This window comes from Comamonas sp. F1-6, assembly GCF_039581415.1.
GTDB classification, from domain to species: Bacteria; Pseudomonadota; Gammaproteobacteria; order Burkholderiales; family Burkholderiaceae_C; genus Comamonas; species Comamonas thiooxydans.
This window is the reverse complement of sequence record NZ_JBCPWN010000024.1, coordinates 24862-37076: the sequence shown is the minus strand read 5'-3', so window position 1 is coordinate 37076 and position 12215 is coordinate 24862. Positions and strand designations below refer to the sequence as shown.

Below are 12215 nucleotides of genomic sequence, written 5' to 3'. Positions count from 1 at the left end.
GCCATGTCATTCGGAACCATGGACGATGGGGACAGCGATGATGTGATGAACGAGATCAATATGACGCCTCTGGTGGACGTCATGCTGGTTCTGCTCATCATCTTCATCATCACCGTGCCCGTGATGAAACACTCGGTCAACGTGGACCTGCCTCGCGCCACCAACCAGCCCGAGGACACCAAGCCTGCCACCGTGCAACTGGGCATCACGGCCGACGGTAAATATTCCTGGAACGGCCAGGAAATCAGTGATGAGCAACTGGAGACCAATCTTCAGACCGAGGCCGTCAAGGAGCCGCAGCCCGACCTGCATATCCGCGGCGACAAGGAAGTGCGCTACGAGCGCGTGGCCCAGGCCATGGCCGCCGCCCAGCGCGCTGGCGTCAAGAAAATAGGCTTTGTGACCGACCCATCCAAATAAGCCCGTGCTTGCAAAAAACGGCCCTCAGGGGCCGTTTTTTATTGTGGAACCTGCATCAAAACAGCACTCAAGCCGCCCGGCACAGGCACAAACTGCTGATGGACCGCAGGCAAAAGTCCTCAGATGCGGCTGGACAGATTCCACATGAAAAATAAATGGCAGTTTTTTTGCGAATGAGATTAAGTATCACTTGCTTTTCAATTGAGAATTGTTATCATTACACCAGTTTTTGATCTTAAGGAATCACGGCATGTCTGCACCGCTTGTTGCGACCTCACAGCCCAACAACCGTAGCACCCCCTCCATGGCTGCTGCAACCCCCTCAGCCGCTTCCGGCTCCAGCCTGGGCCTGGACAGTGCCCTGCTGCTCAACGGCCAGAAGGCAGTCACCATCCTGCACAACGGCACTCCTTATCGCCTGCAGGCCACCAAGCTGGGCAAGCTCATTCTGACCAAATAAACCGTTTCATCGTGGGGCGACACCGCAAGTGTCGATTCGCCAGCCATAGTCGTTGTAGAGCACCTGCCCTCTCTTGTTCTCACACTTCACATAGCCACGCGTTTTTTCCTCATTCGCAACCCGCCAAAACAAAACCCCTGCGCGCATCAAGCGGCAGGGGTTTTGTTTTGGACTCTGCCGCTGCAGCGGCAGAAATCAAGCCATTACAGGCCCAGGGCTGCGATGCCGGCCTTGGCAACCTGTGCGTCTTCGTTGGCCTTCACACCCGAGACACCCACAGCGCCCAGCACCTGACCGCCCTTGACGATGGCCACGCCGCCTTCGAGCAGACCGTCCACAAACGGAGCGCTCAGGAAAGCGGTACGGCCATTGTTGATCATGTCTTCAAAAGCCTTGGTGTCCTTGCGGCCCACGGCTGCAGAGCGTGCCTTGGCGGGGGCGATATGCGAAGAGATGGGAGCAGCACCATCCATACGCTGCAACAGCAGCAGATGGCCGCCGTCGTCCACGATGGAGATCGTCACGGGCCAGTTGTTCTTCAGTGCTTCAGCTTCGGCAGCCGCAGCGATGGCTTTCACATCGGCCAGTTCGAGTTCGTGCTTGGTCTTCATAAGATAAAAAGCTCCGTTGGATTGTCAATGCAGCAAGCATATTCTGTACTTTGCAGGCAAAAGTAGATGCGATGTGAAAAACATTCCATCCTAAAACTGCCGCATTGCAACGGGGTATTGCAAAGGCTTCTCAAGACCCCCACCTAGAATGACAATGTTTCAACCCACAATTCCTGAAGGAGGAATGGCTACATGAACGAACAAGTCACCACACTGGGATCTGCGGGCTACGGTGTCTCGCAGCAAGAGCGCAACCGTGTCTTGCGCAATACCTACTGGCTGCTGGCACTCAGCCTGATCCCCACCGTGCTGGGCGCTTGGCTGGGCGTAGCCACTGGCATGACTCGCGCGCTGACTGGCGGCGTGGGCCTGATCGTGTTCATGGTCGGCGCCTTCGGCTTCATGTTCGCGATCGAAAAGACCAAGCACAGCGCCGCTGGCGTGCCCGTGCTGCTGGCCTTCACCTTCTTCATGGGCCTGATGCTATCGCGCCTGATCGGCATGATTCTGGGCTTCTCCAATGGCACCCAACTGATCATGACGGCCTTTGCCGGTACCGCTGGCGTGTTCTTCGTGATGGCCATGCTGGCCACCGTGATCAAGCGCGACCTGTCGGGCATGGGCAAGTTCCTGTTCGTGGGCGCTCTGGTGCTGATGGTAGGCGCCATCATCAACGTCTTCGTGGGCTCCACGGCTGGCATGATGGCCATCTCCATGCTGGCCATCGGCATCTTCTCCGCCTACATGCTGTATGACCTCAAGCAGATCATCGACGGCGGCGAGACTAACTACATCAGCGCCACCCTGGCCCTGTATCTGGACCTGTTCAACGTGTTCCAGAGCCTGCTGGCCCTGCTGGGCATCATGGGCGGCGACCGCGACTAAACCTCGCCACCACCCAAGCAGAAAGGAGTGCCTTGCGCACTCCTTTTTGTTTCCAGTAACCTTGGCGCCAAGCGCAGTCATCGCATTGATGGATATTTCAGTCATGGCCTAAATTTCCGACTGCCGCTGCCGATAAGCAGACAAGATGAAGCCAAACCACCTTCCCCGCGCACTTGCCATTGCCCTGCTGCCTCTGGTACTGGCAGGCTGCAAGATTGAAGACATTCCGGGCCTGGGTCCAGACCCACGCACCGTGGCGCGCGAGTCCGAAGCCAAGGCCATTGGTGGTGCCTGTCGGCATGCCATGCGCGGGCTGGAGGATTGCTACGTCCTCAACCCCAAGGCGCCCAAGGCGCTTGTGTTTGCGGGCTGGAAGGACATGGATGAATACATGCGCTCCAACAAGATCGAAGGCGTGCCTTCCGTACTGGGTCAGAGCGCAGCCGAAAAACGCAGCACTGCGGAGCCCGAAAACAGCGCCAGTCGCAACCGCAGCTGAAGTCGCTTGTGCCAGGCCCGGATCATGAGTTCCGGGCCAGTGCCAGCCAACGCCCGCACAGGCCGTAGCAACACTGCTACGGCCTTTTTCATGCTCGACATCTCTCACGCCAAGCTTTTCGGATGTCATATTTCTTTTACGGACTTTGAATACAAACAATTCTCATTTATATTCATTGACTATTGATTCCATTCTTAGCCGCACATACGCGCATCCCAGCGACGAGTTCTGTTGTGCTCTCAACCATGGGGACAAGACTGCCGTGCCAGATGATGACTTCAACCAAATACGCCTTGAGCATGAGGCCCTCATGCTGACCTACATGGAAGTACAGACCCGCTGCACGGCACAGATGCAGTCGCTGGCACGGGAAGTCGAAGCACTCAGGCAGCAGCTCGTACAGCTCAGGGCCAAGGTCATTGTCCGCGACAGCGCGCTTGCCTGGGAACGTGAGCAGCGCCACGCCCTGGCCCAGGCGATGGCACTGGATCTGCTGCGGGAAACACCTCAACCTACAGCTGAACAGACAGTGTCCGGCGTCGACTGGCCTTTGGTTGAGGATACCGACACCCAGGCCCTGGCCGAGCAGCAGTTGCTGGAGGACAGTCTGCACGCTGCCGATCTGGTGATCTGCCAGACGGGCTGCATCAGCGATGGCGCCTACTGGCGCGTGAAGGATCACTGCAAGCGCACCGGCAAGACCTGCCTGCTGGTGGACCAGCCGACCGCCTTGCGGGTGGTGCGCATTCATCCATCGGGAGAGGACGGAAAAGTCGTTGCAGCCCAAGCCTGCATCGAGGGTGCTTCATGAGCCACGGCACAGGAAAAACCTGGGCTGCAGATTTGCTATCTGCCTGGAAGCAGCACACTCGCATGGCGCTGGCCGCAACGCTGGAGCATCGCCATCTCTCAGCACTCGGACACTACCGACATGCACAACAGCTTGGCTTGCAGTTGCTGGTCGCGGAGTCCGGCGATATTGCCGACGATGACCGTATCGCCGCTTATGTCGTTGCTCACCTGAATCTGGCAGATGCTCTCGTCGAAGCGGACCGGGCAGGAGCTGCATTTGAATGCCTGCATGAGGCACAGCAAGCCCTGATGCCATTTCTGCAGCAGGACTCCACCAGCCAGTCCCTGAGTCTGGCGATATACCGTCATTTACCGCAGCTCCTGGCCGCGCAGGCTGAGCACGCGGCAGCATGGCCCCATACCTCCTCCGGTGCCGGCACCCCAGCACCCACCCATCTTGTCGTTCACCCCGCCAGCAACAGGCACTCTCGCCTTGCCAGCTTCGAGTCCGTGCATTCATCACTGCACTGACTCCCTTCTCTCACTGCCAAGGCTTTTACTCATGAGCTACACCCTGCCCCCACTGGCCTACGACTACGCGGCGCTGGAGCCGCATATCGATGCGCAAACCATGGAGATTCACTACTCCAGGCATCACCAGACCTATGTCAACAACCTCAACACGGCGCTCGAAGGCAGCGAATACGCGCAATGGCCGCTGGACGATCTGCTCGTCAAGATCGAATCGCTGCCTCAGCCGCTGCGCCAGGCCGTGCGCAACAATGGCGGCGGCCATGCCAATCACAGCTTGTTCTGGCAAGTCATGTCTCCCAAAGGGGGCGGCCTGCCGCAGGGCGCTCTTGCGACAGCCATTGACAGGGACCTGGGCGGCTTCGAGAACTTCAAGACCGAGTTCACCAAGGCCGCCATCAGTCGCTTCGGCAGCGGCTGGGCCTGGCTCAGCGTGGACTACAGCGGCAAGCTGCATGTGGAGAGCAGCGCCAATCAGGACAGCCCTCTGATGCCTGGCATTGGCAGCGGCAACACACCAATCCTGACCCTGGATGTCTGGGAACACGCCTATTACCTGAAATACCAGAATCGCCGTCCCGAATACATCGCTGCTTTCTACAACGTGGTGGACTGGAACGAAGTGGCACGCCGCTTCGCTGCCGCCACCCAGGCTGTCAGGAGCTGAACCATGGGCCCGGACGGACTGCAGAGCGCATCTTCAAGCCAATCGCCCCTGCCGCTCAGAACCCGGCTCGGGCTGCTGATCTCCGCAGCTGGGGCTCTGGTGCTTGCATCCATGGTCTGGAAGCAGCTGCAGACCAATCCCGCAGCACTGAATGCACTGCTGGGCGGCAGCGTGGCGGCGCTGGCAACCGCGCTGGGCGCTCTGCCTGTGCTGCTGACCCAACATCCATCGGAGCGCACGCAGGACACTCTATTCGGCTTTGGCGCAGGCGTCATGCTGGCTGCCTGCGCCTTTTCATTGATTCTGCCCGGACTGGAAGCCGCCAGGGCGGCCACCCCGAGCGGGAGCAGCGAATGGCTGGGCGGCGCCATGATCGGCGTCGCCATTTTGCTCGGCGGTGCCGCTCTGCTGGCCATGGACCGTCTGCTGCCGCACGAGCACTTCATCAAAGGCCGCGAAGGCAACCATGCCCGCCAGTTGCGACGCACCTGGCTGTTTGTGATTGCCATCACCCTTCACAACCTGCCCGAAGGTCTGGCCATCGGCGTGGGCTATGCCGCCAACGAGGGGCTGCGCGCCAGCTCGCTGACGCTGGGCATTGCCATACAGGACGTGCCCGAAGGTTTTGTCGTCGCAGCCTCTTTGCTGGCTGCCGGCTATACCCGAGGCTTTGCGGTAGTGCTGGGCGCACTGACAGGGTTGATCGAGCCTCTGGGCGCCGTGATCGGCGCCATCGTGGTCAGCAGCTCCACCATGCTGCTGCCCTGGGGCCTGGGCTTTGCAGCCGGGGCGATGCTGTTTGTCATCAGCCACGAGATCATTCCGGAATCCCACCGCAAGGGCCATGAAGCCTGGGCCACCACGGGACTCATGCTGGGCTTTGTGCTGATGATGATTCTGGATACGTCCCTTGGCGGCTGAACTGCGCCGCGCAGGCGCAGTTCAGGTCATGCTCGCTTATGCGCGCTCGAAAACGGCCATGGATTCCACATGCGCCGTATGCGGGAACATGTTCACCACACCTGCTGCCACGCAGCGATAGCCGGCCTGGTGCACCAGCAAGCCTGCATCACGCGCCAGCGTGGCCGGGTTGCAGCTCACATAGACAATGCGCTTGGGGAACTGCCAGCTTTCCTGCCCCTCGGGCAGCGGAGGCAGCAAATCGGGCTGCTCTTCGCTGGCCACACCGGTCTGCTTGGCACCGATGCGGATCTGGTGAATATCGGCCAGTGCCTTGGACAGGGCAAACGCCCCTTCACGCGGGGGATCGACCAGCCACTTGTCGGAGTTGCCGTCGGCAATCAGCATGGCAGGCGTCATCTCGAACAGATTGCGCGCCACGAAGCTGGTGGGAGCCAGCTTGTCGTCTTCGCTGCGAGTGGCATTGTTGCCCGCGTAGTTCTCGTGCGAGCGCTTGACCAGGGTTTCCGAGCCTTCGATGCCCAGCACCTCGCGCGCCATGGTGGCAATGGGCAGCGTGAAGTTGCCAAGACCGCAGAACCAGTCGATGACGCGTTCGTCCTTTTTCGCATCCAGCAGACGCAGCGAGCGCGTGACCAGCACTCGGTTGATATGCGGATTGACCTGGGTGAAGTCGGTGGGCTTGAACGGCATGGTGATGCCGAAGTCCGGCAGACCATAGGACAGCTGTGTGCCGCCTTCTTCCATCAGGTGCACGGTATCCGGACCCTTGGGCTGCAGCCACCACTGGACGTTCTGCTCGGCAGCAAAGTCGCGCAGGCGCTGCTTGTCGGCATCCGACAGAGGCTCCAGATGGCGCAGCACCAGGGCGGTGACATGGTCGCCGCAAGCCACTTCGATCTGAGGACAGGTTTCGCGCGCATCCATGCTGGCGATCAGTGCGCGCATGGGCATGAGCATGGCGTCCACATGGGGCGGCAAAATCTTGCAGACCTCCATGTCGGCGATGTAGCGGCTCTTGCGCTCGTGGAAGCCCACCAGCACCTTGCCCTTCTTGGCCACATAGCGCACCGACAGGCGCGAACGGAAGCGATAGCCCCAGGCCGGGCCTTCGATGGGGCGCAGCAGCGTCTCAGGCTTGACCTTGGCCAGATGCCAGAGGTTGTCCTCCAGTACACGCTGCTTGATGGCGACCTGGGCCGCCACATGCAGATGCTGCATCTTGCAGCCACCACAGGCGCCGGCGTGCAGCCCGAAATTAGGGCAGCCGGGCGTCACGCGCTGCGAGGATTCGCGGTGGATTTCAGTCAGCGTGGCTGCTTCCCAGTTGTTCTTCTTGCGATGGGTGTTGGCGCTGACGATTTCACCGGTCAGGGCGCCGTCGATGAAGACCACCTTGCCGTCGGGCTTGCGGGCTACGCCCTGGGCATCCATGTCCATGGACAGCACTTCCAGCCAGCCCTCGGGCAGCGCCGGGGCATCAGACGGGACTTCGGGCAGGTTTTCGGGAATTTTGTTGTCGCGGGATTCACTCATGGTGCCCGATTGTCTCAGGCCGCCCCATACCCGAGAGCCGACCACGGCAAAAAACTGCATGGGCGCCCATATCAAGCGCCCAGCCGATAGGCCCTCTGCAAGGCAAAATCAAGCCTCAATGTGCCGCCGAAGCTTGTCTGACAGCTATGCAATCAGAAGCGTTGCTCTTCACGCAGCCGGCGCTCGCGGCTATTGCGCGCCGCAGCAATCTGGGCGCGCTCGGCGATCAGGTTGACCTCAGTGGCACAGTTGTACTCGTCGAGCGAAAAAAACATGCGGGCTCCGGGGGCGAGTTGCGACACCGTCTGATGCAGGGGCAGAGACAGGTCGACCGGCGCCACATTGGAGCGATAGATCAGCTCGTTATTGGGTGCATAGACAAAATAGCAGGCAGCCGATGCGACCTGGGCCCCAGCACAGGCCGACAGAACCAAGGCGGCACGCAGGACGGATGCAGCGGTCATGAACTCTCCCTTCCCTGACGGGGCTCCATGCCCCTGTAATGCGGCTATTTTACGAGTAGCGACGCAGCGACCAGGTCGATGCGAAATTTCTTCATTGCAAGAAAATTGCTTTCCGCCATGCTCCCTATGCGCACAGCCTGCACAAACACCTTGTGGACCCCGCTCGGGCATTCGCACGAATATAAATTTCTGTATTGACAGAAATTTCAAGCAGGACCACACTTCACCTCATGCAACTGAGTCCTATCGCTGAACGCTTTGTGCACCACTGGGGAGATATGGGCAACGCCTGGGGCGTGAACCGCACGGTGGCGCAAATTCATGCACTGCTGTTCTTTCATGGCCGTCCCCTCAATGCCGACGAAATCTGCGAAACCCTGGGCGCGGCACGCTCCAACGTCAGCAACAGCCTCAAGGAGCTGCTGAACTGGAACCTGATTCGCAGCAGTCGCAAGAGCGGCGACCGGCGCGAGTATTTCGAGACCTCGGCCGATGTCTGGGAGCTGCTGCGCACCATTGTGCGTGAGCGCAAGCAGCGCGAGTTCGACCCCACCAGCGCACTGCTGCGCGAATTGATCGCGCAGCCCGAATTCGAGCAGGAAACGCCCGATGCCCAGGACCGCGTGCACGAGACGCTGCGCCTCATGGATTCGCTGGGTATCTGGACCGACGAAATGCTGCGCCTGTCTCCAGCCACGCTGGACAAGATCCTGCGCCTTGGCGCCAGCGTCCAGCGCTTTGTCCGAGGCAAGGATGGCGGCCGAGAGAGCGGCAACGATTGAAGCCGAACTGAATTCTGTCAAGGCAGAAAGTTGCAAAGGAGTAGCGTATGCGAGTTCTGATCTGCGGCGGCACAGGCTTTCTGGGCCGACATATCGTGAATGCGCTGGCCCTGCTGGACCACGACCCCGTGGTGCGCAGCCGCCACAGCCAGCCGCCTGTGGACTTTGGCGCCTGCACCACGGCCGAGGCATGGCTTGAGCATCTGCAGGGCATCGATGCCGTCATCAATGCCGTCGGTGCTCTGCGCGACAAGCCCGGCCAGGATCTGCAGACCCTGCACTCTCTGGCTCCCATTGCGCTGTTTGATGCCTGCGCCCAGGCCGGTGTGCGCCGCGTGGTTCAGGTCTCGGCTCTGGGTGCCGGCCAGAGCGGCACCCAGTACGCAACTACCAAGCGCGCGGCCGACGAGCATCTGCTGGCGCTGGGCAGGCAGGGCCTGCTCAAGCCCGTTGTCGTGCGCCCCAGCATCATCTTCGGTGCGGGGGGGGCCAGCAGCCAGTTGTTTCTCAATCTGGCCAGACTGCCCGTTTTGCTGCTGCCCGAACTCATGCGCAGCAGCCAGATACAGCCCGTGGCCGTGCGCGACCTCGCCGAAGTGCTCGCGCATATGGCGACATCGGACACCTCCGAAGGTATCGTCGAAATCGGCGGCCCCCAGCCGCTTTCGACAGAGGCCTTCATCGCCAGCCTGCGCAGTCAGATGGGTTACGGCCCGGCATCGGTGTATGCCCTGCCCGACTGGATGAGCAAGGGCAGTGCCAGAGTCGGCGACCAGATACCAGCCCTGCCCTGGTGCAGTGAAACCATGGCCTTGCTGGAAAACGACAACGTCACCGATCCTCAGACCCTGGCCTCGCTGCTGGGGCGCCCCCCCGTGGCTCCGGATGCCATGCTGGCCACCTTGCCCAAGGAAGGCCGCCGCCATGCCTGAGTTGCAAAACGGCAGCAGACCCGACCCGCAGAAGCAAGCTGCCAGACTCATGCACGCCAGTCTGGTCGTCGTCTGGCTGGGCACGGCTTTGGTCAGCGCACTGGACTATTTCGGACTATCGGGGCTCAACCACGAAGGAGCCCGCTTGCTGGACCAGGGCGGCATTGGCGATGCACACTGGCAGGCACTGCTCATCTGGTCCGGCTTGCTGGCCGATTTGGCTCTGGGTCTGGCCTTGCTGCTGCGCCCCGGCCGCGCCATCTACCTGAGCGCCCTGCTGCTGATGACGGCCATGACCGTGATCGGCACGGCTCTTCAACCCACGCTGTGGCTGCACCCTCTGGGGCCGCTGCTCAAGAACCTGCCCATCGCCGCCATGCTGTGGTTCTTGCTGCAAACAGACAACTCGTACAACAGGCTTGAATCATGAATACCTATCTGTTGCTCAAGACACTGCACATCCTCTCCAGCGTGCTGCTGGTCGGCACCGGCCTCGGCTCGGCCTTCTACATGTTCTTTGCCAACCGCAGCGGCTCGGTCGCCGCCCAGGCAGTGGTCAGCCGCCTGGTGGTACGGGCCGACTGGTGGTTCACTACTCCCTGCGTCTTCATTCAGCCGGTCACGGGCATTGCCATGGCCTATCTCGCAGGCTGGCCGCTCACCACCCCCTGGCTCGCGCTTTCGCTCGGCCTGTATGTGCTGGCCGGCATCTGCTGGCTGCCCGTGGTCTGGCTGCAGATCCGCATGGCGGCGATGGCGACCCAGGCGCATAGCCAGAGCCAGGCCCTGCCGCCGCTTTTTCGGCAATACCAGTTGCGCTGGGAGGCCCTGGGCTATCCCGCCTTTGTGGCCATGGCCGGCACCTATTATTTGATGGTGAACAAGCCACAGCTCTGGGGCTGAGGCGCCTGCCATGATCGGCTCGTCCACACCTCGCTCATCAGGAAGGACGGCAGCCCGCTCATTGCAGCGATAGCGGCCATGCCGTCTCAACCTTTTGCGACTCGTCAGCTATCGAAACACACCAATCGCTTCCACAAGATTCTTCACCTGCCATTGCATGCTGCTCGACGCCTGCGCCCCCTGGGTCACCAGCTGCGCGTTCTGCTGCGTCAGATAGTCCATGTCCGCCACCGACTTCCCGACCTGGCTGATCTCCTCGCTTTGTTCTCGCGTGGCCTTGCTGATCTCGGCAATGAAGTCCGCCACGCTGCGGGCCTGGGAGACGATATCCCCAATGTTGCGCCCCGCATCGCTGACCACCAGAGAGCCGGCCTCGATGGTGGCCGTGCTGGCCTGAATCAGCGCCTTGATCTCCTTGGCCGCATCGGCGCTGCGCTGCGCCAGGGCCCTCACCTCGCCGGCAACGACGGCAAACCCCCTGCCATGCTCGCCCGCGCGGGCAGCCTCCACGGCCGCATTCAGCGCCAGCAAATTGGTCTGAAAGGCAATGCTGTCAATCACGCCGACGATGTCGGCAATGCGGCGGGAGTTGGTCGTGATCGACTCCATGGTGGAGACGATCTGATCCATGGACTGGCCCCCGCGCAAGGCCGCCGCGCTGGCTTCGCTGGCCAGCACACCGGCTTTTTGTGCCGTATCGGCGCTGGACTGAACCCGGGCCGTGATCTGCTCCATGGAGGCCGAGGTCTGGGCCACATTCACCGCCAGCTGCTCCGTCTGCCCGTGCAGATAGCTGTTGCCCTGCTCGATTTCGTTACAAGCCTGCTGAACATTGAGCGCCTGCTGATTCACATCGTCCACCAGCCAGCGGAACATGAGACCGATCTGGTTGACCGTGCGCAGCGTGGTGCCGATTTCATCCGAGCGCTGCAAGTATTCCGTCTGCCGGTTGTTGCCGGTTGCCACGTTCAGCGACTGACGCTTGAGCAGCTCCAGCGGCGTGGCGAACTGACTCTCGAGCAACAGCGTCATCACCATCAGGGCCACCGTCATGAAGGCCGCCATCGACAAAAACTGCATCTGGCTTTGACCCAGCAGCCAGGCCCCAAGCACCAGGACGGCCCACAAGGCCAGCGAGTTCAGGCGAATGCGCCGGCGCACCCCCATGTGCCGCCAGATCGACAGCAGCTTCCCCAGCCCCTTCTTGGAGACTATGCCTTTGTGCAGTTCGGGGGCTGAACCGCCCTTGTCGTGCATGGACTCATACAGCTTTTGCGCCGCCTCGACCTCCTTGCGCTCGGGCTGGGTGCGCACCGACATATAGCCCTTGGCCTTGTCATTGCGGATGATGGGAATGGCATTGGCCCGAACCCAGTAGTGGTCCCCGTTCTTGCGCCGGTTCTTGACCAGTGCGCTCCAGGGCTCGCCGCTTTTGAGGGTGGCCCACATGTCGGCAAAAGCGGCCGGTGGCATGTCCGGGTGGCGCACCAGATTGTGCGTCTGGCCGAGGATCTCTTGCGGCTCGAAGCCGCTGACCTCCATGAACGCCTGATTGGCATATTTGATGTAGCTCTTCGTGTCCGTGGTGGACATCAGAGTCGCGTGCTCATCAAAGCTGTACTCCCGCTGAGTTACTGGTGCATTGACTCTCATAGATGCCGCTTTTTGGTCATTAATCGAGAAAAACTGCACAGCTTGTGCCGCAGCCTTCACTGCGGCAACCACCTCTGTGTGTATCAATTATTTACATGTTTTTTGCGGCCCATCTATTCCTGAAAAAGCAGTTGTTGCTAACCTGCGTCAACGCAGATA

16 protein-coding genes are annotated in these 12215 nt (G+C 60.8%); 12 read left to right on the top strand and 4 right to left on the bottom strand.

The window, feature by feature from the left end; translation table 11 throughout:
- Positions 1 to 3: 3 nt before the first annotated feature.
- Positions 4 to 420 carry a biopolymer transporter ExbD gene (locus AAIL66_RS20290; protein WP_034358920.1) on the top strand — a complete coding sequence of 139 codons (417 nt, stop codon included), beginning with the start codon at positions 4 to 6 and terminating at the stop codon, positions 418 to 420.
- 250 nt (positions 421 to 670) lie between these two features.
- The gene (locus AAIL66_RS20285) at positions 671 to 880 is read left to right on the top strand and encodes a hemin uptake protein HemP (RefSeq protein ID WP_003069932.1); all 210 of its coding nucleotides are present in this window, start codon (positions 671 to 673) and stop codon (positions 878 to 880) included.
- Between the two features lie 203 nt (positions 881 to 1083).
- Here AAIL66_RS20285 and AAIL66_RS20280 read toward each other — a convergent pair whose 3' ends face one another.
- Entirely contained in the window at positions 1084 to 1491 is a 408-nt protein-coding gene (locus tag AAIL66_RS20280) for a heme-binding protein (protein WP_343497600.1), read from the bottom strand.
- 192 nt (positions 1492 to 1683) lie between these two features.
- Here AAIL66_RS20280 and AAIL66_RS20275 point away from each other — a divergent pair, with 192 nt between their 5' ends.
- The 6 genes from AAIL66_RS20275 to AAIL66_RS20250 all read left to right on the top strand — a co-directional run bounded on the left by AAIL66_RS20275 (position 1684) and on the right by AAIL66_RS20250 (position 5786).
- Positions 1684 to 2376, top strand: coding sequence for a Bax inhibitor-1/YccA family protein (locus AAIL66_RS20275; protein WP_003053535.1), 693 nt, complete (start codon positions 1684 to 1686; stop codon positions 2374 to 2376).
- 145 nt (positions 2377 to 2521) lie between these two features.
- Positions 2522 to 2875 carry a hypothetical protein gene (locus AAIL66_RS20270; RefSeq protein WP_003064119.1) on the top strand — a complete coding sequence of 118 codons (354 nt, stop codon included), beginning with the start codon at positions 2522 to 2524 and terminating at the stop codon, positions 2873 to 2875.
- Positions 2876 to 3185: 310 nt separating this feature from the next.
- Positions 3186 to 3686 carry a DUF2325 domain-containing protein gene (locus AAIL66_RS20265; RefSeq protein ID WP_034379823.1) on the top strand — a complete coding sequence of 167 codons (501 nt, stop codon included), beginning with the start codon at positions 3186 to 3188 and terminating at the stop codon, positions 3684 to 3686.
- A 62-nt stretch (positions 3687 to 3748) separates the two neighbouring features.
- Positions 3749 to 4198, top strand: coding sequence for a hypothetical protein (locus tag AAIL66_RS20260; protein WP_343497599.1), 450 nt, complete (start codon positions 3749 to 3751; stop codon positions 4196 to 4198).
- Between the two features lie 31 nt (positions 4199 to 4229).
- A complete protein-coding gene (locus tag AAIL66_RS20255; RefSeq protein ID WP_343497598.1) occupies positions 4230 to 4865 on the top strand; it encodes a superoxide dismutase in 636 nt (211 codons plus the stop codon).
- Positions 4866 to 4868: 3 nt separating this feature from the next.
- On the top strand, positions 4869 to 5786 hold the full coding sequence (locus AAIL66_RS20250) for a ZIP family metal transporter (protein ID WP_034407547.1): 918 nt from the start codon (positions 4869 to 4871) through the stop codon (positions 5784 to 5786).
- Between the two features lie 36 nt (positions 5787 to 5822).
- Here the strand turns inward: AAIL66_RS20250 and rlmD are convergent, their stop codons facing one another.
- Both rlmD and AAIL66_RS20240 read right to left on the bottom strand, forming a co-directional pair.
- The gene (gene rlmD, locus AAIL66_RS20245; protein WP_034358953.1) at positions 5823 to 7322 is read right to left on the bottom strand and encodes a 23S rRNA (uracil(1939)-C(5))-methyltransferase RlmD; all 1500 of its coding nucleotides are present in this window, start codon (positions 7320 to 7322) and stop codon (positions 5823 to 5825) included.
- 152 nt (positions 7323 to 7474) lie between these two features.
- Positions 7475 to 7786: a hypothetical protein gene (locus tag AAIL66_RS20240; RefSeq protein ID WP_012838997.1), complete on the bottom strand. Its 312-nt coding sequence runs from the start codon at positions 7784 to 7786 to the stop codon at positions 7475 to 7477.
- Between the two features lie 230 nt (positions 7787 to 8016).
- Here AAIL66_RS20240 and AAIL66_RS20235 point away from each other — a divergent pair, with 230 nt between their 5' ends.
- Genes AAIL66_RS20235 through AAIL66_RS20220 form a run of 4 tightly spaced genes read left to right on the top strand, consistent with a single transcriptional unit; the run spans position 8017 to position 10403 of the window.
- On the top strand, positions 8017 to 8568 hold the full coding sequence (locus AAIL66_RS20235) for a MarR family transcriptional regulator (protein WP_003075187.1): 552 nt from the start codon (positions 8017 to 8019) through the stop codon (positions 8566 to 8568).
- Between the two features lie 47 nt (positions 8569 to 8615).
- Positions 8616 to 9500: an NAD-dependent epimerase/dehydratase family protein gene (locus tag AAIL66_RS20230; protein WP_343497597.1), complete on the top strand. Its 885-nt coding sequence runs from the start codon at positions 8616 to 8618 to the stop codon at positions 9498 to 9500.
- Positions 9493 to 9930, top strand: coding sequence for a DoxX-like family protein (locus tag AAIL66_RS20225; protein ID WP_343497596.1), 438 nt, complete (start codon positions 9493 to 9495; stop codon positions 9928 to 9930). Before AAIL66_RS20230 ends, AAIL66_RS20225 begins: the two co-directional genes overlap by 8 nt.
- Positions 9927 to 10403, top strand: a complete 477-nt coding sequence (locus AAIL66_RS20220; protein WP_343497595.1) for a DUF2269 domain-containing protein — start codon at positions 9927 to 9929, stop codon at positions 10401 to 10403. Before AAIL66_RS20225 ends, AAIL66_RS20220 begins: the two co-directional genes overlap by 4 nt.
- 108 nt (positions 10404 to 10511) lie before the next feature.
- Here AAIL66_RS20220 and AAIL66_RS20215 read toward each other — a convergent pair whose 3' ends face one another.
- On the bottom strand, positions 10512 to 12056 hold the full coding sequence (locus AAIL66_RS20215) for a methyl-accepting chemotaxis protein (protein WP_343497594.1): 1545 nt from the start codon (positions 12054 to 12056) through the stop codon (positions 10512 to 10514).
- Between the last annotated feature and the right edge of the window lie 159 nt (positions 12057 to 12215).